Origin of the sequence: Streptomyces sp. PA03-5A, from assembly GCF_033792725.1 — a bacterium.
In the GTDB taxonomy this organism is placed as follows: Bacteria; Actinomycetota; Actinomycetes; order Streptomycetales; family Streptomycetaceae; genus Actinacidiphila.
Window position 1 is genome coordinate 195,804 of record NZ_JARAVL010000012.1, and the last position, 24,932, is coordinate 220,735.

At 73.0% G+C, this 24,932-nt stretch carries 22 protein-coding genes; 11 read left to right on the forward strand and 11 right to left on the reverse strand.

The genetic code is table 11. The features are described 5' to 3' along the window. Positions 1-129 precede the first annotated feature (129 nt). Both PV410_RS17440 and PV410_RS17445 read right to left on the reverse strand, forming a co-directional pair. Entirely contained in the window at positions 130-717 is a 588-nt protein-coding gene (locus PV410_RS17440) for a pyridoxamine 5'-phosphate oxidase family protein (RefSeq protein ID WP_500325506.1), read from the reverse strand. 58 nt (positions 718-775) lie between these two features. Then, on the reverse strand, positions 776-1,471 hold the full coding sequence (locus PV410_RS17445; RefSeq protein ID WP_500325508.1) for a pentapeptide repeat-containing protein: 696 nt from the start codon (positions 1,469-1,471) through the stop codon (positions 776-778). An 87-nt stretch (positions 1,472-1,558) separates the two neighbouring features. Here PV410_RS17445 and PV410_RS17450 point away from each other — a divergent pair, with 87 nt between their 5' ends. Next, the gene (locus tag PV410_RS17450) at positions 1,559-2,968 is read left to right on the forward strand and encodes an FtsW/RodA/SpoVE family cell cycle protein (RefSeq protein ID WP_500325510.1); all 1,410 of its coding nucleotides are present in this window, start codon (positions 1,559-1,561) and stop codon (positions 2,966-2,968) included. Continuing rightward, on the forward strand, positions 2,965-4,428 hold the full coding sequence (locus PV410_RS17455; protein ID WP_500325512.1) for a penicillin-binding transpeptidase domain-containing protein: 1,464 nt from the start codon (positions 2,965-2,967) through the stop codon (positions 4,426-4,428). The genes PV410_RS17450 and PV410_RS17455 overlap by 4 nt, the downstream gene beginning before the upstream one ends. 18 nt (positions 4,429-4,446) lie before the next feature. On the opposite strand, the gene PV410_RS17460 is transcribed toward PV410_RS17455, so the two are convergent. Further along, positions 4,447-5,529 carry a ferritin-like domain-containing protein gene (locus PV410_RS17460; protein ID WP_500325514.1) on the reverse strand — a complete coding sequence of 361 codons (1,083 nt, stop codon included), beginning with the start codon at positions 5,527-5,529 and terminating at the stop codon, positions 4,447-4,449. Between the two features lie 52 nt (positions 5,530-5,581). On the opposite strand from PV410_RS17460, the gene PV410_RS17465 reads away from it, so the two are divergent. The 7 genes from PV410_RS17465 to PV410_RS17495 all read left to right on the forward strand — a co-directional run bounded on the left by PV410_RS17465 (position 5,582) and on the right by PV410_RS17495 (position 12,384). After that, complete coding sequence (locus PV410_RS17465; RefSeq protein ID WP_500325516.1) at positions 5,582-6,484, forward strand: AurF N-oxygenase family protein; 903 nt, start codon at positions 5,582-5,584, stop codon at positions 6,482-6,484. A gap of 30 nt (positions 6,485-6,514) precedes the next feature. Continuing rightward, positions 6,515-7,270 carry a TetR/AcrR family transcriptional regulator gene (locus PV410_RS17470; protein ID WP_499513944.1) on the forward strand — a complete coding sequence of 252 codons (756 nt, stop codon included), beginning with the start codon at positions 6,515-6,517 and terminating at the stop codon, positions 7,268-7,270. Between the two features lie 34 nt (positions 7,271-7,304). Next, complete coding sequence (locus tag PV410_RS17475; RefSeq protein WP_500325518.1) at positions 7,305-7,571, forward strand: DUF8847 domain-containing protein; 267 nt, start codon at positions 7,305-7,307, stop codon at positions 7,569-7,571. A 154-nt stretch (positions 7,572-7,725) separates the two neighbouring features. Then, a complete protein-coding gene (locus PV410_RS17480; RefSeq protein WP_500325520.1) occupies positions 7,726-9,315 on the forward strand; it encodes a chitinase in 1,590 nt (529 codons plus the stop codon). 126 nt (positions 9,316-9,441) lie between these two features. Next, a complete protein-coding gene (locus PV410_RS17485) occupies positions 9,442-10,590 on the forward strand; it encodes a C40 family peptidase (RefSeq protein WP_500325522.1) in 1,149 nt (382 codons plus the stop codon). A 101-nt stretch (positions 10,591-10,691) separates the two neighbouring features. Next, positions 10,692-11,276 carry a TetR/AcrR family transcriptional regulator gene (locus PV410_RS17490; protein WP_500325524.1) on the forward strand — a complete coding sequence of 195 codons (585 nt, stop codon included), beginning with the start codon at positions 10,692-10,694 and terminating at the stop codon, positions 11,274-11,276. An 88-nt stretch (positions 11,277-11,364) separates the two neighbouring features. Then, a complete protein-coding gene (locus PV410_RS17495) occupies positions 11,365-12,384 on the forward strand; it encodes a zinc-dependent alcohol dehydrogenase family protein (protein WP_500325526.1) in 1,020 nt (339 codons plus the stop codon). Positions 12,385-12,397: 13 nt separating this feature from the next. Here the strand turns inward: PV410_RS17495 and PV410_RS17500 are convergent, their stop codons facing one another. Next, positions 12,398-13,822 carry a selenium-binding protein SBP56-related protein gene (locus PV410_RS17500; protein WP_500325528.1) on the reverse strand — a complete coding sequence of 475 codons (1,425 nt, stop codon included), beginning with the start codon at positions 13,820-13,822 and terminating at the stop codon, positions 12,398-12,400. Between the two features lie 243 nt (positions 13,823-14,065). Here PV410_RS17500 and PV410_RS17505 point away from each other — a divergent pair, with 243 nt between their 5' ends. Continuing rightward, positions 14,066-14,692: a DUF4328 domain-containing protein gene (locus PV410_RS17505; RefSeq protein WP_500325530.1), complete on the forward strand. Its 627-nt coding sequence runs from the start codon at positions 14,066-14,068 to the stop codon at positions 14,690-14,692. 293 nt (positions 14,693-14,985) lie between these two features. On the opposite strand, the gene PV410_RS17510 is transcribed toward PV410_RS17505, so the two are convergent. From PV410_RS17510 to PV410_RS17530, 5 genes are all read right to left on the reverse strand, one after another. Then, positions 14,986-16,221, reverse strand: coding sequence for a styrene monooxygenase/indole monooxygenase family protein (locus PV410_RS17510; RefSeq protein ID WP_500325532.1), 1,236 nt, complete (start codon positions 16,219-16,221; stop codon positions 14,986-14,988). 73 nt (positions 16,222-16,294) lie between these two features. Beyond that, on the reverse strand, positions 16,295-16,897 hold the full coding sequence (locus PV410_RS17515) for a GTP-binding protein (protein ID WP_499513935.1): 603 nt from the start codon (positions 16,895-16,897) through the stop codon (positions 16,295-16,297). A gap of 1 nt (position 16,898) precedes the next feature. Next, positions 16,899-17,324, reverse strand: coding sequence for a DUF742 domain-containing protein (locus PV410_RS17520; protein WP_499513934.1), 426 nt, complete (start codon positions 17,322-17,324; stop codon positions 16,899-16,901). Next, complete coding sequence (locus PV410_RS17525; RefSeq protein ID WP_500325535.1) at positions 17,324-17,839, reverse strand: roadblock/LC7 domain-containing protein; 516 nt, start codon at positions 17,837-17,839, stop codon at positions 17,324-17,326. Before PV410_RS17525 ends, PV410_RS17520 begins: the two co-directional genes overlap by 1 nt. Next, a complete protein-coding gene (locus PV410_RS17530; RefSeq protein WP_500325537.1) occupies positions 17,839-20,433 on the reverse strand; it encodes a sensor histidine kinase in 2,595 nt (864 codons plus the stop codon). The genes PV410_RS17525 and PV410_RS17530 overlap by 1 nt, the downstream gene beginning before the upstream one ends. Positions 20,434-20,790: 357 nt before the next feature. Between PV410_RS17530 and PV410_RS17535 the strand changes: the two genes are divergently transcribed. Beyond that, complete coding sequence (locus PV410_RS17535) at positions 20,791-21,636, forward strand: hypothetical protein (protein WP_500325539.1); 846 nt, start codon at positions 20,791-20,793, stop codon at positions 21,634-21,636. Between the two features lie 40 nt (positions 21,637-21,676). On the opposite strand, the gene PV410_RS17540 is transcribed toward PV410_RS17535, so the two are convergent. Together PV410_RS17540 and lon are read right to left on the reverse strand one after the other, a co-directional pair. Beyond that, positions 21,677-22,105, reverse strand: a complete 429-nt coding sequence (locus PV410_RS17540; RefSeq protein ID WP_499516945.1) for a MarR family winged helix-turn-helix transcriptional regulator — start codon at positions 22,103-22,105, stop codon at positions 21,677-21,679. Between the two features lie 284 nt (positions 22,106-22,389). Beyond that, positions 22,390-24,831, reverse strand: coding sequence for an endopeptidase La (lon, locus tag PV410_RS17545; RefSeq protein ID WP_500325541.1), 2,442 nt, complete (start codon positions 24,829-24,831; stop codon positions 22,390-22,392). Positions 24,832-24,932: the final 101 nt, after the last annotated feature.

The following is a 24,932-nucleotide window of genomic DNA, read 5'->3' on the forward strand; positions in this document are numbered from 1 at the left end:
CACCTCTCGGCTCCGGACACACGGCCGTACAAGTACGACAGAGGGATCTTGTCGCCGCAAGGGTGCTTTTGAGACTCTGTCGTCCCAAATCGTGCGGCCCGGAACCGGGTTGGCGCGGTGGCGCCCCCGTCAGGACGTGCGGGGCGGCAGCGGGAGCGGCAGGCCCGGCAGCCCGTCGAGACTGACCGCGACGTACGGCTTGCCCACGCAGTAGTCGCTGAAGGACTCCTCGGTCTCGCGGGAGAAGCGCTGGGTGTGCAGGGGCCGTTCCTCCCGGAAGTCCATGAAGGGGACGGCGAATCCGCAGCTGTCGCTGATGCGTTCGGCGGTGACGAGGATGACGGCGCGCAGGTCGGTGCGCGCCCGGATGTCGTCGGAGAAGTGCGGGAGCAGGTCGTCCCAGCGCGGGTCGTCGCGGAAGACGGGCTCGCCGCGCCCGTGCACCCGCACGATGGTCGGGGGCCCGGTGAAGGCGCACCACATCAGGGTGATGCGGCCGTTCTCCCGCAGGTGGGCGATGGTCTCGGCGCCGCTGCCGCCGAGGTCGGCGTAGGCGAAGGTGCGGTCGTCGAGGAGGGCGAAGGAACCGTCGAGGCCCTTGGGCGACACGTTGACGTGCCCGTCGCCGGACAGGGGCGCGGTGGCGGTGAAGAAGACCTTCTGCTCCTCGATGAACGCGCGCAGGCGCCCGTCGATGCGTTCGTACGTCTTTCCCATGCCTGTGATTCTGCGGCGGCGGCCCGGCTTCCGCCGCACCTTTTCGGCCGTGGACGGGTCAGCGCCGCCGGGGACGGCGGGGGCCGTCGTCCGCTCCGTCCCGGACGACGATGCCCAGCGCGGCGGCCAGCGCCGGGGCCAGGTCGAGCAACTGGGCGCTGCCGATGACGGCGCCGCGCAACGAGTCGTGCCCGTCGGCGAGGTCGAGGCGGGTAGCGCCGCGCAGGTCGGTGGCGTCGAGCTCGGCACGGCCGAGCCGCAGGCGTTCCAGGGCGGTGCCGGGGAAGGAGACGTCCTTCAGGCGGGCGCCGCCGAGGTCGACGTCGCGCAGCACGCAGTCCTCGAAGACGACCTCGTGCAGCCGGGCCGAGCGCAGGTTGACGGAGTCGAACTTGCAGCGCCGGAAGACCACCCGCCGCAGCACCGCGCCGAAGGCCTCGACACCGGCGAGCACGCAGGAGTCGGCGGTCGCGTCCATCCAGTTCGTCTCGGCCGCCGAGGTACCGACGAAGCGGTCGCCCTGCAGCCAGACCTCGTTGAAGCGCGCCCGGCGCAGGCTGCCGCCCTCGAAGACGGTGTCGGTGACCGCGCACTCCAGGAAGACGGCGCCGCCGGCGTCCTGTTCGCCGAAGGTGAGGCCGTCGAAGTGCACGGTGTCGTACCGCTCCTCGACGCCCAGCCCGGGCTCGTCGAACGGCTCCAGTGCCTGCGCGTACGGCAGCTCGGACAGGGACTGCGGCGCCTTGAAGGTCATGGCGGCCACGCTAGTGGCCCCCTGTGACAACGCCACCTCCCACGAATATGAACGATTTGTCCGGGATGTCTTGCTACGTTGCGTCCCATGACCGCCCCCGCCCCCGGGACCTCGCCACCGGCCCTCGCCGTGCCCGCCGTCCGGCTGCCCCGGCGCCGTGGCGTCGAGCTGGCGCTGCTGGTCGGCGCGGTGCTGATCCCGGTGTACGGCTACTGCGCCGTGGGCCTCGCGCACGACGGCGCCGTACCGCAGGGGGCGGCCGGCTACGGCGCGGCGCTCGGCGGGCTGGCGCTGGTGGCCCATCTGGCGGTGCGCCTGCGCGCCCCGTACGCGGACCCGCTGCTGCTGCCGATCGGGGTGCTGCTCAACGGACTCGGCCTGGTCCTGATCTACCGCCTCGACCTGGAGACCCCCGACGCCGCCGCCCCGGCGCAGCTGGTCTGGTCCGGGCTGGGCGTCGCCCTGTTCATCGCGGTCGTCCTGCTGCTGCGCGACTACCGCGCCCTGGCCGGGTACGCGTACCTGGGCGTCGTGGCGGCCCTGGTGCTGATGATCGTGCCGAGCCTCTTCCCCGCTGTGAACGGCGCCAGGATCTGGATCCGGGTCGCGGGCTTCTCCTTCCAGCCCGGCGAGTTCGCGAAGGTGCTGCTGGCGGTCTTCTTCGCGGCGTACCTCGCGGACAACCGCGCCGCGCTCGCGTACGCCGGCCGGCAGGTCCGGCGGTTCCGCCGGCTGCAACTGCCGACCGGCCGGGTGCTGGGCCCGGTGCTGGCGGTCTGGACGATCAGCCTCGGCGTGCTGGTGGTGGAACGCGACCTGGGGACCTCGCTGTTGTTCTTCGGCCTCTTCGTGATCCTGCTCTACGTCGCCTCCGGCCGCACCGGCTGGATCGCGATCGGGCTGCTGCTGTCGGCGGCGGGTGCCTTCCTCGTCGGCTCGCTCGAACCGCACGTGCACTCCCGGGTAGCGGACTGGCTGCACCCCTTCGCCAGCATCGAGGCCGGGCAGGGGCCGGGGCAGCTGGCGCAGTCGCTGTTCGCGTTCTCCGCCGGAGGGCTGCTCGGCACGGGCCTGGGCGAGGGGCACTCGATCCTGATCGGCTTCGCGGCCAAGTCCGACTTCATCCTGGCCACGGCGGGCGAGGAGCTGGGACTGACGGGGCTGACCGCGCTGTTCCTGCTGTACGGACTGCTGGTGGCCCGGGGCTACCGGACGGGGCTGGCGGTCCGCGAGCCGTTCGGCAGACTGCTGGCCGTGGGGCTGGCCTCGATCGTCGCGCTGCAGGTCTTCGTGATCGCGGGCGGGGTGACGGACCTGATCCCGCTGACCGGGATGGCGATGCCGTTCCTGGCGCAGGGCGGTTCGTCGGTCGTCACCAACTGGGTGATCGTCGCGCTGCTGATCCTGCTCAGCGACACCGCCCGACGCCCGCCGCCCGGCCCGGACACCGGCCGGACCGCCGGCCGGGCCACCAGCGGCGGGTCGGCCGCGGCGTGACCCCGTACGCCCGCCGGGCCGCGGCACTGTGCCTGCTGCTCCTCGTCGCCCTGCTGGTGAACGCCATCCGGGTCCAGGTGGTGCGGGCCCCCGCGTACGACGCCAACCCCGCCAACCGGCGGGTGCCGATCGACCGTTACGCGCAGCCGCGCGGCGACATCCTCGTCGGCAGCCGGCCCGTGACCGGCTCCCGGTCCACCGGCGCCCAGCTGGACTGGGTCCGCACCTACGCCGACGGCCCGCTCTACGCGCCCGTGACCGGCTTCTCCTCCCAGACGTACGGCACGGCCCTGCTGGAGGCCGCCGCGGACGACGTCCTGTCCGGCTCCTCCCCCGGGCTGTCGGCGCTCCCGCTGTGGAACGCGGTCAGCAGGGCGCCGCAGCGCCCGGGCGACGTCCGCACCACCATCGACCCGGCCGCCCAGCAGGCCGCGTACAAGGCGCTGGGCGGCAAGAAGGGCGCGGTCGCCGCCCTCGATCCGGCGACCGGCCGGATCCTGGCGCTGGTCAGCACGCCCTCCTACGACCCCGCGACGATCGCCGGCACCGGCCCGGAGGCGCTCGGCGCCTGGCACCGGCTCGTCACCGCCGAGGACCAGCCGATGCTCAACCGGGCGCTGCGCCAGACGTACCCCCCGGGTTCGACCTTCAAGACGGTGACGGCGGTCGCGGCGCTCGCCTCCGGGGTGGTCACCGACGTCGGGAAGCCCACCGACTCCCCGGACCCCTATCGCCTGCCGGGCACGACGACGACGCTGGGCAACGAGTCGGCGTCGGCGGGCTGTGAGGACGCGCCGCTGCTCCACGCGTACGTCGTCTCCTGCAACACCGTCTTCGGCAAGCTCGGCGACGACGTGGGGCTGCGGGCGATGCGCGAGACGGCCGAGGCCTTCGGCTTCAACGACCCCTCCATCGGGGTCCCGTCGCACCCCGCGGTCAGCGTCTTCGACCGCCGCATGGACCGGGCGCAGCTGGCGCTGTCGTCCATCGGGCAGTACGACACCCGGGCCACCCCGCTGCAGATGGCGATGGTCGCTGCGGCCGTGGCCAACGACGGCACGCTGATGTACCCGCACCTGGTGGACCGGACCACCGACGGCGCCGGCCTCCCGCTGGAGATCACCGGTGAACGGGCCTACCGGCAGGTGATGGACGCGACCGTGGCCTTCGTGATGCAGGACATGATGGTCGCCGTGGTGCGGCACGGCACGGGCCGCAACGCCGCCCTGCCCGGCGCGGTGGTGGGCGGCAAGACGGGCACGGCGCAGCACGGCGAGGACAACCGCGGGAACCCGTTCGCCTGGTTCATCTCCTGGGCGAAGGAGGGCCGGGGGGCCCCGGCGAAGGTCGCCGTCGCCGTCGTCGTGGAGGACGCCGCCGCGGACCGCGCCGACATCAGCGGCGGCGGCAAGGCGGCCCCGGTCGCCCGCGCCGTGATGCGCGCGGTGCTGGGACGCTGATCCCGTGGCCGGCCGCGGTCAGTCCTGGGCGCCCAGCGCGATGGCCTGCTCGACCTCGGCGGCCCGCTCGGTCTCCTCCTGGGCGAAGCGCTCGGCGTCGAGCTTCTCGGCGATCTCCTCGTCCTGCGCCATCAGCAGGTCGAGGTTGGAGTCGCCCATCTCCAGGACGCCCATGTCGACGTAGGCGCGCTGCAGCCGCTCGCCCCACAGCCCGATGTCCTTCACGCACGGAACGATGCGGCTGAACAGCAGCCTGCGGAAGAGCTGCAGGTACTCCGAGCGCTCGCTCAGCTCCTCGGCCTCCTGCCGCGGGATGCCGAAGTCCTCCAGCACCTCGGCGCCGCGCAGCCGGTCGCGCATGAGGTAACAGCCCTCGATGACGAACTCCTCGCGCTCGCGCAGTTCGGCGTCGGACAGCTGCCTGTAGTGGTCGCGCAGCGCCATCCGCCCGAAGGCGACGTGCCGGGCCTCGTCCTGCATGACGTAGGCGAGGATCTGCTTGGGCAGCGGCTTGTCGGTGGTGTCGCGCAGCATGCCGAAGGCGGCCAGCGCCAGCCCCTCGATGAGCACCTGCATCCCCAGGTACGGCATGTCCCAGCGGGAGTCGCGCAGGGTGTCGCCGAGCAGGGCCTGCAGCGAGTCGTTGATCGGGTAGACCATGCCGACCTTCTCGCGCAGGAAGCGGGAGTAGATCTCGGCGTGCCGGGCCTCGTCCATGGTCTGGGTCGCGGAGTAGAACTTGGCGTCGAGGTCGGGCACCGACTCCACGATGCGGGCGGCGCAGACCATGGCGCCCTGTTCCCCGTGGAGGAACTGGCTGAACTGCCAGGAGGCGTAGGCACGGCGCATGTCGCGCTTGTTCCGCTCGGACATCTTGTCCCAGTAGGGGGTGCCGTAGACGGTCATGTTCTGGTCCGGCACGCCGAGCGGGTCGTACGGGTCGACCTCGATGTCCCAGTCGATGCGGGTGACCGCGTCCCACTGCTTGTCCTTGCCCTTCTGGTAGAGGGCGAGCAGCCGGTCGCGCCCGTCGTCGTACTCCCAGGAGAAGCGGGCGGCTCCGGAAGCCGGGATCTCCCACAGGTTGTCCTGCGACGGCATTGGCGTCTCCTCGACTCTTGACGGGCTTGCTGACACACAGTCTCATAAGAGCATGACCGCTGGCACCCCTCTTGCAACGCGTGAAAAAGTGGCGGAGCGGCTGCTCGACGCCTCCGCGAAGCACTCCTTCGACCCCGACACCGAGCTGGACTGGGACGCCCCGTTCGAGGACGGCACGTGGTTCTGGCCGCCCGAGCTGTGCTCCCTGTACGACACCCCGCTGTGGAAGCACATGTCGCAGGAACAGCGGATCGAGCTGAGCCGGCACGAGGCGGCGTCGCTGGCCTCGATCGGCATCTGGTTCGAGATCATCCTCATGCAGCTGCTGCTGCGGCACTCCTACGACCTGGACCCCACCAGCGGGCACGTCCGCTACGCGCTCACCGAGATCGCCGACGAGTGCCGCCACTCGAAGATGTTCGCGCGGCTGGTGACCCGGCTCGGCACACCCGTCTACAAGCCCTCGCGCACGGACCACAACCTCGGGCGGGTGCTGAAGACCGTCTCCACCACACCCGGTTCCTTCACGGGCACCCTGCTCGCCGAGGAGATCCTCGACTGGATGCAGCGGCTGACCTTCCCGGACGAGCGCGTGCAGCCGCTGACCCGTGGCGTCACCCGCATCCACGTGGTCGAGGAGGCCCGGCACATCCGCTACGCCCGTGAGGAGCTGCGCCGCCAGATGAGCTCGGCTCCGCGCTGGGAGATCGCCTTCACCCGGATCTCCTCCGCCGAGGCCGCACGGGTGATCGCCCGGTCGCTGATCAGCCCCCAGGTGTACGCCTCGGTCGGGCTCGACCCCCGGCACGCCGCCGAGCTGGCCCGCACCAGCCCGCACCGCCGCGACGTGATGCGGCAGGCGGCGCGGAAGCTGATGGACTTCCTGGAGGAGATCGGCATGTTCGAGGGTCCGGGCGTACGGCGCATGTGGCGCAGCTCGGGACTTCTCGGGTAGCACGGCGCGCGGGCGGATACGCTGGCGTTCATGAACGGCAGTTCGACGCCGGCGCCCGCCGCCGCCCCCGCCTACCGCCGGCTGAGCGTCGAGCAGCGCCGTACCCAGTTGCTCGCCGCCGCCGTGGACCTGTTCGGGCACCGCAGGCCCGAGGACGTCTCGGTCGACGACGTGGCCGCGGCCGCCGGGGTCTCGCGTCCCCTGGTCTACCGCTACTTCCCCGGCGGGAAGCAGCAGCTGTACGAGGCCGCCATGCGCAACGCCGCCGAGGAACTGCGGACCTGCTTCGTGGAGCCCGCGGAGGGCGAGATGACCCAGCGTCTGTCCAACGCGCTGGACCGCTACCTCTCCTACGTGGACGAGCACGACGCGGCGTACTCCGCCCTGCTGCGCGGCGGCAGCGTCGCGGAGACCAGCCGGACCGACGCCATCGTGGACGGTGTCCGGCGCGGCGCGGCCGAGCAGATCCTGATGCACCTGGGCGCGCCGCACCCCGGACCGCGGCTGGCGATGATGGTGCGCTCCTGGATCGCCAGCGTCGAGGCCGTCTCGCTGACCTGGCTGGACGAGGGCAAGCAGCCCCCCGCCCAGGAGCTGCGGCGGTGGCTGGTGGACCACTTCATCGCGCTCCTGCTGGTCAGCTCCACCACCGACCAGGAGACCGCCGAGGTCGCACTGGCGGCCCTGGAGCGGGAGAGCGCGGGCAGCCCCGCCGGGGACCTGGCCCGCCGGGTGACCCCGCTGGCCCAGGCAGTCGCACATCTGCTCCCACCTGCCGTTTCCTGAACGTGGCCCCCTCCCCAGGGCCTACCCTGACCCCGTGAGGCATGAGGACACGGAATTCGTCGGAGGGCCGCTGGACGGCCGGGTGCTGGGGGTGCTGACCGGCGTCACCGGGCAGCCCCCGAAGGTGTACGAGGTACCGGTGCCGCAGGAGGACGGCGCACCCCCCGTCGTGCACGTCTATCATCGCGAGCCCAGTCCCGGCCCGCGCGCGCAGCGCCGTACGCGCTGGGTCTTCGTCTACGACCCGGAGGGGAACCGGCCGGAGAAGCCGCGCTGGCCCTGGTCGAAACCGCGGACGTGAGCCGCCGGGGCGGTCGCGGGGCGGACCGCCGCCGGACGGGTGATCCGGGTGACCGGCCACGGGGATGGTCCGGACCATTGACAGGATTGGTCCAGACCTGTTTGCTGCGAGTTGTCATGCTCACTTCTTCTCGCCCCCGAAGGAGCGGCCCCCCATGAGACACCTCGTCGCCGCGACGGCGACCCTCGCCTGCACCGCCGTCCTCGGCGGGCTGGTCGCCCTCGCCCCCACGGCGCACGCCGGTGAGTTCCTGGTCAACGGAGGCTTCGAGTCGGGCAACCTGTCCGGCTGGAGCTGCGACTCCGGCACCACCCAGGTGGTGACCGGGCAGGCGAAGAGCGGCAGTCGCGCCCTCGCCGGCACCCCGAGCGGCACCGGGACCGCGCAGTGCAAGCAGACGGTGGGCGTCGCCCCGAACACGGCGTACACCTTCTCGGCGCAGGTCAAGGGGAGTTACGTCTACATCGGCGTGGACGGCGGCACCAGCACCTGGACCCCGGGCACCGGCGGTGCCTACCAGCAACTGAACGTCAGCTTCACCACCGGCCCGACCCAGACCAGCGCGACGGTCTACGTCCACGGCTGGTACGCGCAGCCCACGTACTACGCCGACGACCTGTCGCTGACCGGGCCCGGCGGCCCGACGCCCAGCCCGACCCCCACCGACCCGACGCCGACCCCCACGCCCACTCCCACCCCCACGCCGACCCCCACCCCGACCGATCCGACGCCGTCCTCCCACGCCCTCGTGGGCTACCTGCACTCCAGCTTCGCCAACGGCTCCGGCTACGTCCGCATGGCAGACGTCCCCGCGAGCTGGGACTACATCGACCTCGCCTTCGGCGAGCCCACCTCCACCACCTCCGGCGACATCCGCTTCAACCGCTGCCCGGTCGCCGAGTGCCCGAACGTGGAGTCCGACGCGGAGTTCAAGGCCGCGATCAAGGCCAAGCAGGCGCAGGGCAAGAAGGTGCTGATCTCCATCGGCGGCCAGAACGGCCAGGTCCAGCTCACCACCACCGCCGCCCGCGACGCCTTCGTCAGCTCCGTCGGCAAGATCATCGACACCTGGGGACTGGACGGCCTCGACATCGACTTCGAGGGCCACTCGCTCTCCCTCAACGCCGGTGACACCGACTTCAGGAACCCGACGACCCCGGTCGTGGTCAACCTGATCTCCGCGCTGAAGACCCTCAAGGCCAGGTACGGCGGCGCCTTCGTGCTGACCATGGCCCCCGAGACCTTCTTCGTCCAGCTCGGGTACCAGTTCTACGGCCCCGGCCCGAACGGCGCCCAGGACCCGCGGGCCGGCGCGTACCTGCCGGTGATCCACGCCCTGCGCGGCGACCTGACGCTCCTTCACGTCCAGGACTACAACTCCGGGCCGATCATGGGACTGGACAACCAGTACCACCAGATGGGCGGCGCCGATTTCCACATCGCCATGACCGACATGCTGCTCACCGGCTTCCCGGTCGCGGGCAACACCTCCCGGGTGTTCCCGCCGCTCTCCCCGTCGCAGGTGGCCGTCGGCCTGCCCGCCAGCAGCAACGCGGGCAACGGCTGGACCACCCCGGCCGAGGTGAACAAGGCGCTCGACTGCCTTACCCGGCAGGTCAACTGCGGCGGCTACGCCACACACGGCACCTGGCCCGCGCTGCGCGGCCTGATGACCTGGTCCGTGAACTGGGACAAGTACAGCAACTGGGAATTCCAGCGGAACTTCGACACCTATTTCGGATGACGCCGGACGAACGGGTGGCTCCGCGACCGGCGGAGCCGCCCGTTCCGGCCCGTCCCTCTGTCGTAGCCGACCCGATCATGTAAGGATCTACCCGCAGGTATCGGTGGAACAGGCGGAGGTGACGGGATGTCAGCAGCACACCGGCCCAAGGAGTGGGTGCGCAGGGCACTCGTCTGCGGGACGCTGCTGGCCGCCGCGGCGCTCGGGATCCCCGCCCAGGCCTACGCCGCTCCCGACGATCCGGCGCCGGACGACCGGACGCTCGTCGTGCTGCTGGAGCAGCTGCAGGACCTCTACCACAAGGCCGAGCAGGCCACCGAGACCTACGACCAGGCCAAGGCCGAGCTCGAGGAGAACCAGAGCAAGGCCGACCGCCTCGACCACCAGCTCGCCGAGGAGCGCACCGCGCTCAGTGACGCCCGCGCCCTGGCCGGGCAGCTGGCGCGGGAACAGTACAAGTCCGGTGGCGTCTCCCCGTACCTCAACCTGCTGCTCAGCAACGACCCGCAGGACGCCTTCACCCAGGGGCACATGCTCGACCGCGCCGCCGGCAGCCAGGCCGAGCTCGTCGCCCAGCTGGAGAACGGCGAGAAGCGGATCGCCGCGCTCAACCGGGCCCAGCAGCACGCGCTGGACGGCTCGGAGCAGCTGGAGGAGAAGCAGCGCGAGGCCAAGGAGGACATCGAGCGGCAGCTGGCCGACGTCGAACGGATCCTCGCCGGACTGACCGGCGCCCAGATCGAGGACCTCCAGCAGCTGGAGCAGCAGGGCATCGACCAGGCGCAGGCGGCCTTCCTGCGGTCCGGCCGGCTCGGCAGCACGGCACTCGCGCCGTCGAAGGCCGGCAACCGGGCGCTGAGCTTCGCCTACGCCCAGATCGGCAAGCCCTACGTCTGGGGTGCCGAGGGCCCGAAGGCGTACGACTGCTCGGGCCTGACCTCACAGGCCTGGGAGCACGCGGGCACCACCATCCCGCGCACCAGCCAGGAGCAGTGGAAGCAGCTGCCGCACGTCCCGCTGAACCTGCTGCGCCCCGGCGACCTGGTGGTCTACTTCCCCGGCGCCACCCACGTGGCGATGTACATCGGCAACGGCATGGTCATCCAGGCCCCTCGCCCGGGTGGCTTCGTCAAGATCTCCCCGATCGCCGCCAACCCGGTCCTCGGCGCCGTCCGGCCGGACTCCGACGACCCGTCGATGAAGCACTACGTCTCCCCCGTCGCCCCCAAGTCGGCCCACGACCCGACCCCGCTCGGCGGCGCCTCGAACTCCTGAGGCCGCGGTGTGACCAGGACCTCAGCGGCATCGGACAGACCTGTCTGTTAGTTTTGCCGTGAGGGGCCCGCCGGGCCCCGGCGAGGACCACGGTGAGCACCATGCCCACGACGGCGAAGCGCCCCCCGGCGCGCGAGCGCATACTGACCACGGCCGAGGCACTGTTCGCCGCGCACGGCCTGCGCGGCGTGGGGATCGACCGGATCATCGCCGAGTCGGACGTGGCCAAGTCCACGCTCTACGTCCACTTCCCCTCCAAGGACGAACTGGCCGCCGCGTACCTGCGCAGGGTCGACGACTCCTGGCGGGGCAGGCTGCGCGCCGCCGCGCTGGCGGCCGGGGACGATCCCCGCGAGCAACTGGTGGGCCTGTTCGACGCCGTCTCCGCCTCGTACGAGCGCCACGGCTTCCACGGCTGCCCCTTCATCAACGCCGCCGCGGAGAGCGAGCCGGGCAGCCTGCCGCACGAGGTGACCTTGACGCACAAGCAGGCCGTGCGGGCATGGGTGCGCGGGCTGGCCGAGGCGGCCGGCGCCGCGGACCCCGACGAGCTGGCACTGCAGCTGACCCTGCTCGTCGACGGCACCCTGGCCGCGGGCAAGCTCGAACAGGACCCGGCGATGCCGGCCGCAGCCAAGGCCGCGGCGCGGGCCGCGGTCGAGCGGGCCTGCCCGCCCACCGTCTGATCCCGGCCCCGCCCTCGTCCGCACCATGAGGACGAGGGCGTTCCTTCGACCCGAATCAAACAGACCTGTCCGTTCGAAAGGACATCCGATGACCTCCTCCCGCCCCCCGGTGGCCACCACCATGCGCGCGGTCCTGCTGGAAGAGTTCGGCAGCCCCCTCGTCCTCGGCGCGATCCGCACCCCCGCACCCGGCCCCGGCCAGGCGCTGGTCCGGATCGCGGCCTCCGGGGTGAACCCCCTGGACACCAAGATCAGTGCCGGGAAGGCCGCCCACGCCCGCATCCGGCCGCCCGCCGTGCTCGGCCTCGACCTGGCCGGTGTCGTCGAGGAGGTCGGGGCGGACGTCACCGGCCTCGCACCCGGGGACGAGGTCTTCGGCATGACCGGCGGGGTCGGCGACCTCCAGGGGTCACTGGCCGAGTACGCGGCCGTGGACGCCCGGCTGCTGGCCCGCAAGCCCGCCGCGCTGACGATGCGTCAGGCAGCGGCGCTCCCGCTGGTCTTCATCACCGCCTGGGAGGGGCTGGTGGACCGGGCGGGCGTGCACGGCGGACAGAAGGTGCTCGTCCACGGCGGGGCCGGCGGCATCGGGCACGTGGCCGTCCAGCTCGCCCGGGCCCGCGGCGCCGAGGTCTTCGCCACCGGCTCGCCGCGCAGCCTGGAGACCATCGCCGCCCTCGGGGCGACCCCGATCGACCGCACCGCGACCCCGGTCGACGCCTACGTCGCCGAGCACACCGGCGGCGAGGGCTTCGACGTCGTCGTCGACACCGTCGGCGGGGAGACGCTCGACGCCTCCTTCACCGCGGTGCGCACCTACACCGGTCATGTGGTGAGCGCCCTCGGCTGGGGCAGCCACAGCCTCGCGCCGCTGTCCTTCCGCGGTGCCAGCTACTCCGGGGTCTTCACACTGCTGCCGATGCTCACCGGCCGCGGGCGCGAGCACCACGGCGAGATCCTGCGCGAGGCCGCCGCCCTCGCCGAGGCCGGGGCGCTGCGGCCGCTGGTCGACCCGCGCCGCTTCACCCTGGCCACGGCCGCCGAGGCGCACGGCGTGGTCGAGCGCGGCGAGGGCCGGGGCAAGGTCGTCGTGGACGTCGCCGGGTGACGGTGCCCGGCGGTCAGCGGCGGTAGCAGTACGAGTCCGAGGAGGCGTCGCCGCCTTCCAGGCGCGTCTGGTGCACCCGCAGTCCCCGGAAGTCCGGGCCGTGCGGGAAGAAGCCGCTGTCGACGCGGAGCCCGCCGCGTGAGGTGTCGGCGTCGAGCTTGACCATCCACGGGTCGATGCCCTCGGGGTAGAACTGCGCGTCCCAGGCAGCGTAGAGGGAGTTCGTCACGTACACCCGCCGTCCGTCGCGGCTGAGCTCGACCATCTGCGCTCCGCCGGTCAGCGGGACGTCCGGCTCGGCGGGGTGCGTCTGCCGGCCGGTGATGCCGCCCAGCCGCACGGACGCGGTCCGCCTCGGCCGGAGCGGGTCGCCCACGTCGTACTGGTGGAGGTCACCGGTCCCCCACGCGGAGACGTACAGCCAGCGGTCGTCCACCGACAGGTCGATGTCGGTGATCAACGGGGGCACGGCGCCGAACGGCCGCAGCGCGGGGGGCAGGTCCTCCGCGCGGGCGGGCTCGGCGGGCAGGGTGATCACCTTGCGGACCGTGAAGTCGCCGCCCTCCCGGGTCCACAGCCACACCGACGCCGACAGGTCCTCGACGTCGACGACGGTGTTCACGAACCCCCAGGTGGCTTCGGGGTCGTGCGAGGGACGCAGCTCCAGCACCATCTGGTTCTCGTCCCCCAGATCGACGCGCTGCAGGTGCCGGCCCGTGTCCAGGTCCCAGAAGTGCACCGCGTGCCCGTAGCGGCGGTCCAGCAGCAGTTCGGGCACGAGCCCGTCCTCGATCATCGAGGGGCTGCCCCACTCGCTGGTCACGGCGATGTTCTCGCGCAGGTGCCACCAGACGTCGTAGGCGAGCGACTGCGGTCCGCGCTCGCTCTCCCAGGCCCGCAGCACGCCGAAGGTCTCGTGGTCCAGCAGTGCGACGCCGCCGGGCCCGTCCGCGCCGTCCGCGCCGCCGAGGCAGGACAGGAACACCCCGTCGGGGCCGCAGTGGAGGGTGTGCGGCCGCGAGTAACCGGCCCCGGCGGCGAGCTCCCCGGCCTCGACCACCTTGACCAGGCGCGGGCGGGTGGGATCGGGGCAGGTGTCGAGGACGTGCAGCCGGGAGGAGCGCAGACCCGGGACGATCAGGTAGCGCCGCGCCGCGTGGTGGTGGCCGGCGTGGGCCAGCGCGCTCGAGCACGCGTTCCAGCCGAAGTGGTGCAGTTCGTTGCCCCGGTCGGGCATCTCCACATGGGCGGCCACCTGGCCGTACACCGGTGATCCCGGATCGGTGACGACGGTGAACAGCGCGTCCGGGCGCTCCCCGGCCGGGTCGAAACCGACGACGTAGGCGAGCTTCTCGGCGGGCGCGGCGACGGCGTCCGCCGGGGTGCGGTACAGGGTGGGGTCACGGTGGCCGTCGCGGTCGTGCTCGGTCGTCGTCATGGCTGTTCCCTCTCCCGTACGGGAGCCCGGACCAGGGGCCTTGCGGCGGACGACCAGGCCCGGCCGTGCGGGATCTGTGTGCGGACGCCGGACAGATGTCCCGTACGACGAGCGTTTCACAGCCCCGCAGAGGTGCCAAGGCGGGACCCCGGGCGCCCGGACGGCCGCCCCGCGCCGGGCCCGGTTGCCGGGACGCGGGCGGCACTGGACCGGATGGCGGGGCCGGCAATAGGTTGCGGCCTCGTGACCCACGACGACGCCACCGTCATGTCCCCGCCCGTGCGGCCAGCCGAGGGCGAGCCGGTCTTCGTCCCGAAGGCGACGACCGTCCTCGTCGTGGCCGCGCTCGGGGCCTGCGTACTGGTGAACGCCGCGCTGCTCGTCGCCCGGTTGCTCCTCGACCGCGCCGCCGGCGGCTCGGCCGCCGCCCTTGCGCGTGGCGACGAGGTCGTCACCCTCACCGGTCTGAGCCATCTCGCCTTCGTGCTCACCGGAGTCGTCTTCCTGCGCTGGCTGTGGCAGATGCGGGTGAACGCCGAGGCGCTGGCGCCCGGCGGCCACCGGATGCGACGCGGCTGGACCACGGGCGCGTGGCTGATACCGCTGGTCGGTTTCGTCCTGCCCAAGCGGATCATCAACGACATCTGGGCCGCCAGTTCCCCGCCCGGACGCCCCCGGCGCACCAGTGTGCTGCTGACCTCGTGGTGGCTGCTCTTCGTGGCGGCGCAGCTCCTCGCCTCCCCCTCCGCCACCACGGGCCCGTCCGCGGTGCAGACGGCCGGCGCCGCGCTCTACGTCCTGGCCGGGGCGCTGTGCATCGCCATGGTGCTGCGGCTCGCCGCGATGCAGCGAACGCGCCTGCGGGGCTGAGGGCGGCGGGCCGTCCGGCGCCGGCGGCGTGCACCGCCGGCGCCCCTGGGGCCTGCCGTCACATTGACGTCGGCCGCCCGGAGGGCGGGCCCCGCGGTTCCCCCAGCTCCGCTGGGAGGTACCCCCAAGTGCGGTGCAAGGCGGAGAGTCGTCCTCGTAGTGGGCTACTCGGACGACTCGACAACTCCCCCTGGCCGAAGGCTGGGGGGAGTGCCGTGCCTGGGGGCACCTCCCAGCGCCGGCTGGGGGAGCGGCGCGGGGCAGGCGGCAATGTGACGACGGGCCCTAGGCCGTCAGGCCCCGGCGGCCGAGGCCAGGTAGGCGGAGGTGGCCCCGGGGTCGTAGAAGTACGACTCGTAGTCCGACGGATCGTCGAAGCCGTTGGCGAAGCGGTTCGCGACCGCCGGCAGTTGCCCGGCGGCACCGATCAGGCCCAGAATGTGCTCCGGCGGCGGGCCGAGGAGGGCGTTGGTCCACTTGGTCACCGGCTCGGCGGTGGCCCAGAAGCGGGCGAAGGCGGACTCCATCCAGTCCCGGTCGAAGGGCTTGTCGCCGTGCTCGACGATGGCGTCGAGGTAGGCGGCCGCGCACTTGGAGGCGCTGTTGGAGCCCTGCCCGGTGATCGGGTCGTTGGCCACAACGACGTCGGCGACGCCCAGCACCAGCCCGCCGGAGGGCAGTTCCGCGACGGGGTGCCGGACCACCGGCGCGAAACGCCCGGCCAGGGTGCCGCCGGCGTCCGTCAGCTCGACGTCACGGGCGCGGTCGTGCTCCCACGGCAGGTGGCGCTCCATCAGCTCCAGGGTGATGCGCAGGTGTTCCTGCGGGTCCTTGACGCCGCCGAAGACGTCGAGCGGACCGCCCGGGAGCCCCTCCCAGAAGAGGATGTCGCAGGGGCCGGAGGTGGTGAACGCCGGGATCACGATCAGTTCGCCGGCGCCGGGCACCATGTTGAGCCGCACCGCGTGGAAGTCGGGGTGCTCCGGACGCGGGCCGAGGCCGTGCACGTAGGCGACGGCCAGCGCACGCTGCGGGCTGTCGTACGGGGAACGCTCGGCGTCCCGGCCGAACATGGAGACCAGCTCGCCCTTGCCCGCCGCGACCATCACCAGGTCGTAGGCGCGGGAGAAGTAGTCCAGGTCGCCGACGGTCACGCCGTGCACGACCAGCTTGCCGCCGCGCTCGACGAAGGTCTCCAGCCAGCCGGCCATCTTCACCCGCTGGTCGACGGACTGCGCGTACGCGTCGAGCCGTCCCACCCAGTCGACGGGCCGTGATCCGTCGGGGGCGGCGACGGAGACCCCCAGGCCCTCGATCCGCGGGGTCTGGTCCTCCCAGAAGCCGAGGCCGAGGTCGCGCTCGTGGCCCAGCGCCGTGCCGAACATGCACTGGGTGGACATGACACGCCCCTGGCGTATCTCGTCCGCCGTGCGGTTGGACATGACGGTGACCTCGTATCCCCGGGACTGCAGGCCCAGGGCCAGTTGGAGCCCGGACTGGCCGGCTCCCACGATCAGTATCTTGCGCAAGGCGGCATGCTCTCTCGTACGGTGCGGCTGGGATGCGTCCGGCGGGCGTCCCCACGACCCCGCCGGAAGACTGCTACTCCGGCTGGGCGACGAGGGCCTGCTTGACCAGGGCCAGCAGTACCTGGATCACCGACTGGCGGTCGCGGGCGTCGCATATCACCACCGGGATCTCGTCCGGCACGGCGAGCGCCTCGCGGACGTCGATCTCGTCGTAGGCGGTGGTGCCCTCGAAGCGGTTGACCGCCACGGCGTAGGGCAGGCCGCTGCTCTCGAAGTAGTCCAGTGCCGGGAAGGCGTCGGCCAGGCGGCGGGTGTCGGCGAGGACGACGGCGCCGATCGCCCCGCGCACCAGGTCGTCCCACATGAACCAGAAACGCTGCTGGCCGGGGGTGCCGAACAGGTAGAGCACGAGCTCCCGGTCGAGGGTGATCCGGCCGAAGTCCATCGCCACCGTGGTGGTGGTCTTGTCCGGGGTGGACCCGAGGTCGTCGATGTCCTCACTGGCACTGGTCATCACCGCCTCGGTGGTGAGCGGGGTGATCTCCGAGACCGTGCCGACGAAGGTGGTCTTGCCCACGCCGAAGCCGCCCGCCACCACGATCTTGGTCGAGGTGGGGGCCTGGCTCACGTCCAGCTGCCACTCCTGCAGGCCGTCTTCTTCCGCGAGGGACGACATGTCAGAGCCTGCGAAGTCCACCGAGAACCCTCTCCAGCAGTGCGCGATCGGGGGCGCCGGGCCCGTGCCCGGTCCCGTACACGCGGATCCTTCCCTGATCGGCCAGGTCGCTGAGCAGCACCCGGACGACGCCGAGCGGCATGCGCAGCAGCGCCGAGATCTCCGCCACCGAGCGCATCCGGCGGCACAGCTCCACGATGGCCCGCATCTCCGGCATAACGCGCTCGGCCCAGCTGCCCGAGGTCAGCTCCCTGCGTTCGGTGGAGGCGTCGATCGTCGCGACGAAGGTCTCCACCAGCAGCACGTGGCCGAAGGACGTACGGCCGCCGGTCAGCGCGTACGGGCGTACCCGGGCGGCCCTGCGCCCGGCACCCCGTACGGGGAGGACGGCGGCCGCCCGGGCCGCGGCGATCACCGGACGGCGCATCAGCGGCCCCCCTCGATCGCCTGGCGCAGCTCCGTGCGGAGCGCCGGGGTGAGCACGTGGCCGGCCCGGCCCACGAACAGGGCCATGTGGTAGGCCACCACGCTCATGTCGCACTCGGCGTCCGCGTGGACGCCGAGCAGCGAACCGTCCCCGATCGTCATCACGAACACGCTGCCGTTCTCCATCGCCACCCCCGTCTGGCGCACGCCGCCACCGTCCATCAGGCGCGCGGCGCCGTCGGTCAGCGAGGCGATGCCGGAGACCACCGTGGCCAGGTCGGCGGAGGTGCCCGCCGGGCCCTTGGGGCGTCCGGCCGCGCCGTCCTCCGCGCCTTCGTCAGCCGCGTCGGCCTCGTCCTCGGGCTCCGAGGTCAGCAGCAGCAGTCCGTCCGAGGACACGACGGCCACGGAGCGGACCCCGGGCACGTCCTCCACGAAATTGCTCAGCAGCCACTGGAGGCTACGTGCCTCGTGGCTCAGGCCCCGTTCACTCTGGGTGTCCGTACCGGCCGACATCAACCGCGTGCCTCCTCGACGCCTTCGGCTTCGACTTGTTGGTGTCCCCCCGAACTGCCTTCTGCCGCGGCCGCGTCCGCGGCCGTCCTCGGCGCGGGCACGCCGCGCCGGATCTCCTGCGTCTCGGCCTCGGCCTCCGCCCGGCCGTCGCGCAGGCCCCGGGCGAAGCCGCCGAGCTTGCGCCGCAGCTCCTCCGGGTCCACCCCGCCGCCCTGCCGGGCCCGCCCACGGAGCTGCGGTTCACCCGACAGCCCCGTGGACCGCGGCACCCGCTGCGGGAGCCCCTTGGCGGTCAGCGCCACGCCGTCCGGCATCTCCACGGAGACCGGAGCCGGTGCCGCGGGCGGCGCAGCGGGCGCCTCGGCGGCTCCGCCCGGTGCCGACGCGGTTTCCGGGGCCGGTGTCGGGGCGGGGGCGGGCTGGTCGGCGCGGGCGTGCTCGATGGCGTCGCCCCCGGGACCGGGCGCCTCATCGGGCGACGGCTCCGCCACGGGCTCCACGGCCGCCGGTGCCGTCCGCTCCGCCTTCCCGGCCTGCTCGTCGCGTGCGCTCCGCAGCGCCGTGCCCGGCTGCCACGGCTCGCCCGCGACGGCCGCCTCCACGGGGGTCTGCGGGCCGTCCGGGTCCTCCGCCGGGGCGGTGAGCGCCGCGGGGACGACCACCACGGCGGTGGTGCCGCCGCGCTTGGCGTCGCGGAGCTGGACGCGGATGCCGTGCCGGGCGGCGAGCCGGGCGACGACGTAGACGCCCATGCCGGTGGCCTCGCCGCCGGAGGCCTGCTCCGCGGGATCGGCCTGCGTCAGCAGCGCGTTGAGCTCGTCCAGCCGGGCCGTGGGGATGCCGATGCCCTGGTCCTCGACCGACAGCATCAGCTCGCCGCTCTCCAGCATCCAGCCGGACAGCTCCACCTCGGTCTCCGGCGGGGAGAACGCGGCCGCGTTCTCCAGGAGCTCGGCGACCAGGTGGCTCAGGTCGTCGGAGGCGAAGCCGGCGATGCGTCCCGCGGGCAGCTGCTGGATGCGGACGCGCTCGTACTTGTCGATCTCGGAGACCGCGGCGCGCGCCACGTCGACCAGCGGGACGGGCTTGGGCTGCGCGTGACCGTGTTCGGCTCCGGCGAGCAGCAGCAGGTTCTCGCTGTTGCGGCGCATGCGGGTGGCCAGGTGGTCCAGCTTGAACAGCTGGGCGAGCTCGTCCGGGTCGTGGACCAGTTCCTCCAGCCGCTCGATCAGCGTGAGCTGGCGCTCGACCAGACCGAGGGTGCGCAGCGTCAGGTTGACGTAGGTGCCGTGGACGTTGCCCTGCAGGTCGCCCAGGCGCGTGGTGAGCGCTTCCTGCCGGCCGTGCAGCAGGTCGCGTTCCGCGGCGAGGGCGTCCCGTACGCCCTGGAGCTTGGTGTGTTCGGCGTCCTGCGCGGCGACGCGCTCGCGCAGCCCGGCGACCTCGGCGCGGAGCGCGTTGACCGCCCGGGCCGTCGCCGCGAACTCGTCGGAGCCGACGATCCTGACCTGCTCGCCCGCGGGGACGTCCCCGCGGGCGAAGCGGCCCAGCGCGGCGGCCGGCCGAGTGATGGAGCGGGCCGTGGAGACGCCGACGCCGAGGACGAGCAGGAAGCACACGGAGGCGAGGGCGACGTGGAGTTCGAGGGCCGTCACGTCGTCGTCCCGCAGCGCGGCGAGCCGGTCGGCGGCGGCGGCGGCGAGCGAGGACTCGACGCCGCGCATCATGTCGATCCGCGCGGAGAGCGCCGCCTGGACCGCTCGCGGCTTGAGCGCGCGGTCGGCGGCGGACAGCGAGGAGCTGTTCAGCAGCTGGTTCAGGCGCTTGTCGGCCTGGTTGACGTCGGAGCCGGTGACCGTCTGGTCGTACTGCTCGACCGCGGCCTGCGAGGCCCCGCCGCGGAAGTCGGCGAGCGCGGACCGCTCGCTGACGGCGGCGGTCTGCGCGGCAGTGACCAGGGCGGACTCCTCGCCGCCCGCGGTGAGCGCGCCGACCAGCAGGCCGCGCTGGACGGAAGCCTGGTCGACGGCGCGGGCGAGTCCGGGCAGCGCGGTGGTGTCGGCGGAGGCGCCGCGGGCGGGCAGCGAGCGGGCGACGGCGGCGCCGACCCCGTTCAGCGCCCGGATCGCCGGGTCGTAGGCCGCGACGGCCGCCTCGCCGGAGCCGGGGCCGGAGAGCACCTTCTGCCGGACGGCGGGGAGTTCCCCGAGCTGCCGGACGACCTCGGCGGTCGCGTCGGCGAAGGCCGGGGCGTCGTCGGTGTCGGTGTCGGCCGCCGTCGTCAGCACCTCCTGGACCTGGCGGTCGACCCGCTCCCGCTGGGCCTCGGAGACGCCCGTGCCGCCCTCGGTGGAGCGGCCGCCGGCCACGAAGACGGTCATGCCGTCGCGTTCGTCGGCCAGGGCGTGGGACAACGAGACCGCCTGGGCCTCCAGTCGCGCCATGCCGACCAGCCGCTGGGACTCGGCCAGATCGCGCACGCCCGTGGCCACGCCCGGGGCAGAGGCGGCCAGGACCGTGACGGCGCAGATCAGCAGGGCGCCCAGCAGTCTCTGCCGTACGCGCTTGGTCCGCGGGTTACGTCGTGTTCGCACCGGTGCTCGCTATCCCGTCTCGCCTGGTCCACTGGTCCCGAGATGACGACACATCGGCCGAGCGCCGAGCACGGCAACGTCTGGCCTCATCCCGGCATCGTCCCGACCTTCTCAGGCCGACCCGGAATGCAGATGTGCGTCCCCCGCCCCGACACTCGAACGAGTGAATCGCAACGACAAGTTGACGTTCAACTCCCCGGCTGGATCGTTACGCGCACGCCCCCCGGCCGTCCGGGACCGGAACTGGCATCGGAGCCGCCGCCCTGGCAGGATGCGCACCTTCACTGGCCGGTAACCCCCGGCGAGCGCCCCCGGGGTTCGAACAGCTCTCCCGGGCGGCTGCTGCAGACTGGCCGCATGCGCATCGAGACGGCGACCGAGCCCGGCAGCCCCGGACGCCCCAACGAGGACTTCGTCGTGGTGGCCATGCCCGCGTCAGGCGGCGGCGGTTCACTGGTCCTGCTGGACGGCGTCACCCCTCCCGACGGCCCCACGGGATGCCGTCACGACGTCCCCTGGTACGTCGCCGAGCTGGGCGGATTCATGATCGAACTGTCCGTTTCGCCCGCGGCCCCGAGCCTGGCGCAGTGTCTCGCGGAATCCGTCCTGCGCACCGCCGACGCGCACCGCGGCACCTGTGACCTTTCTCACCGCCGCACCCCGCAGGCGACCGTGGTGGCGGTCCGGTGGAATGCGGACACCGTGGAGCATCTGGTGCTATCCGACTCGGTGTTGCTCATCGAGGACACCACAGGTCACGTCGGTGCCGTGCGCGACGACCGGCTGGGCCGGCTGCCCGGTCCGGTGCCCGCGCTGCGCGCCGCGGTGCGTGCCCTGCCGCGCGGCACGGCCGCCCGTGCCGAGGCCGCCGCGGAGTACGGGCGGGCGGTGGAGGCCCTGCGCAACGCCGAGGGCGGCTTCTTCACCGCTGCGGCGGACCCCGCGGTCGCCGAGCGCGCCGTCACGGGCACCCGGCCGCGCTCGCGGGTCCGCGCGGTCGCGGCCCTGACGGACGGCGCCGCCCGGCTGGTCGAGGTCTTCCACGAGCAGGACTGGCAGGGCACGTTCGCACTGCTGCGCAAGGCCGGCCCCGAGGAGCTCCTGCGGCGCGTGCGCGCCGCGGAGTCCGCCGACCCGGACGGCACCCGCTTCCCCCGCGGCAAGGCGCGCGACGACGCGACCGCGGTGTTCGCGCAGTGGTGACGGCGGCGTGGCCGCGCGCCGGGGCGGAGGACCGCGCGGATCAGGCGCCGTCCTGCTCCTGCGAGTCGTTCAGCTGGCCCAGCAGCCGGGCCAGTTCGCGCAGTTCGTCCCGGTCCCAGCCGCTGAGCCGGCTGACGTAGCGCGCCCGGCGCGCCGTGCGGACGCGTGAGAAGCGCTCGGCGCCCCCCGTGGTGAGCTGCACCAGGTAGGCCCGGCCGTCGGCGGGGTCGGGTTCGCGCCGGATGAGCCCGAGCACCTCCAGGGCGCGCAGTTGACGGCTCATCGTGGCCTTGCCGACGCCGAAGTAGCCGGCGAGCACGGTGGCCCGCTCGGGACCGGTCTCGGCGAGCCTGGCGAGGATCCCGTACGCCGCGGGCTCCAGGTCCGGATGGACCTCGCGGGCCATCTCGCCGGAGGAGGCGCGGGCGCGCCGCAACAGGACGGTGAGCTCGCGTTCGAGGGCCTCCATCACGGGGTCCGCCTCCCCGGGGGAGCCGGCGGTTCCGGCCACCTCGTCACCCGCTTTCCGTCGTGAAAACCTGTCGTATCCGGCCGCCGTGTACACAGCGTCCCCAGTATTTCGCAGACGCCGACGCACGGCGTGACCAGGGGCCCTTCCCCGCTTGGTGTCCCCGCCCCGCACGGCCCGGCCGCGCGGACGCCGCCGCGTGGGCCGGCTGCCGCACGCACGGGAGCGGCCCCTCCTCAGGCCGTGGGAGGGGCCGCTCTCCATTCACCCGGTCAGGGCCTGACTCAGGCCGCGACGGGGGCTTCCAGCCCGGAGTCCGCGCCGGTGACGGCGGGCTCCAGGGCCAGCTTGAGCACGTGCCGGACGTCCGAGACCGCGTGGACCTCCAGCTTCTCCAGGACCTCGGCGGGGACGTCGTCCAGGTCCGCCTCGTTCCTCTTGGGGATCACCACGGTGGTGATCCCGGCGCGGTGCGCCGCCAGCAGCTTCTGCTTGACGCCGCCGATCGGCAGCACGCGCCCGGTCAGCGACACCTCGCCGGTCATCGCCACGTCGGTGCGGACCCGCCGCCCCGACAGGAGCGAGGCCAGCGCGGTGGTCATGGTGACACCCGCGCTCGGGCCGTCCTTGGGGACCGCGCCCGCGGGGACGTGGAGGTGGACGCCGCGCTCCTTCAGGTCGCCGACCGGCAGCTCCAGTTCGGCGCCGTGCGAGCGCAGGAAGGAGAGCGCGATCTGCGCGGACTCCTTCATCACGTCGCCCAGCTGCCCGGTGAGCTGCAGCCCGCTGCCGCCGGTCTCCGGGTCGGCCAGCGACGCCTCGATGTAGAGGACGTCGCCGCCCGCGCCGGTCACCGCCAGGCCGGTGGACACGCCGGGCACCGCCGTGCGCCGCTCCTGCGGGTCCTGCGCCGACTCCGGCACGTGGTGCGGCCGCCCGATGAGGTCGCGCAGGTCCTGCGGGGTCACCGTGAACGGCAGCTCGCGCTCGCCGAGTTCGTGCTTGGCCGCGACCTTCCGCAGGATGCGGGCGATCGAACGCTCCAGGGTGCGCACGCCCGCCTCGCGGGTGTACTCCCCGGCCAGCTTGCGCAGGGCCGCGTCGTCGACCGTCACCTCGTCCTCGCCGAGCCCGGCCAGCTCGCGCTGGCGCGGCAGCAGGTGGTCACGGGCGATGACGACCTTCTCGTCCTCGGTGTAGCCGTCCAGCCGCACCAGTTCCATGCGGTCCAGCAGCGGCTCGGGGATGGCCTCCAGGACGTTGGCGGTGGCGAGGAACACCACGTCGCTCAGGTCCAGCTCGACCTCCAGGTAGTGGTCCCGGAAGGTGTGGTTCTGGGCCGGGTCCAGGACCTCCAGCAGGGCCGCGGCCGGGTCGCCGCGGTAGTCGGAGCCCACCTTGTCGATCTCGTCCAGCAGGACCACCGGGTTCATGGACCCGGCCTCCTTGATGGCGCGCACCAGGCGGCCGGGCAGCGCGCCGACGTAGGTGCGCCGGTGGCCGCGGATCTCCGCCTCGTCGCGGACGCCGCCGAGCGAGACCCGCACGAACTTCCGCCCCATGGCGCGGGCCACGGACTCGCCGAGCGAGGTCTTGCCGACGCCGGGCGGGCCCACCAGGGCCAGCACCGCGCCTCCGCGGCGGCCGCCGACGACCCCGAGACCGCGGTCGTTGCGCCGCTTGCGCACGGCCAGGTACTCGGTGATGCGCTCCTTCACGTCCTCCAGGCCCGCGTGGTCGGCGTCCAGCACCGCCCGCGCGCCGGGGATGTCGTAGGCGTCCTGGGTCGTGGTGTTCCACGGCAGCTCCAGGACGGTGTCGAGCCAGGTGCGGATCCAGCTGCCCTCGGGGGACGCGTCGCTGGACCGCTCCAGCTTCTCGACCTCCTTCAGGGCGGCCTCGCGCACCTTCTCGGGCAGGTCGGCGGCCTCGACGCGGGAACGGTAGTCGTCCGCCTCGTCCTCAGGGTCGCCGTTCAGCTCGGCCAGCTCCTTGCGGACGGCCTGCAGCTGCTGCCGCAGCAGGAACTCGCGCTGCTGCTTCTCCATGCCCTCCTGGACGTCCTTGCGGATGGTCTCCGCGACGTCCTGCTCGGCCAGGTGGTCACGCAGCCACTGCGTGGCCAGCTTCAGCCGGGCGACCGGATCCAGGGTCTCCAGCAGCTCGATGCGCTGGCTGGTGGTGAGGAAGCCGGAGTAGCCGGCGTTGTCCGCGAGCTGCGAGACGTCCTCGATCTGCTGGACGCGGTCCACGACCTGCCAGGCGCCGCGCTTGCGCAGCCAGCTGGTGGCCAGGGCCTTGTACTCCTTCATGAGCTCCGCGACGGTGCCCGGGGCCTCGGCCGGTGCGGTCTCGGAGAGCTCGGTGCCCTCCACCCACAGGGCGCCGCCGGGGCCGGTCGTGCCGGCGCCGATGCGCACGCGGCTCACCGCGCGGATCACGGCACCGGGATCGCCGTCCGACAGGCGTCCCACCTGCTCGACGGTGCCCAGCGTGCCCACGCCCGCGTAGTCCCCGTCCACCCGGGGAACGAGCAGCACCCGCGGCTTGTTGCCGAGTCCGGGCCGACCGGACCGCTGGGCGGCCTGCGCCGCCTCGACCGCGGCGCGCGCCTCGGCGTCGGTCAGGTCCACCGGCACGACCATGCCGGGCAGGACCACCGAGTCGTCGAGGGGCAGCACGGGCAGGGTGAGCGGCGCGAACGCCGACGAAGACGATTGAGCCATTATCTCTCCCTAAGCAATCAAGTTGAGCTATGCAGACTCAATGCATCTGATGCCCCTGGTGTTCCCCGAGCCGTGTTCGCTCTGAGCGATCGGCCGCGCCG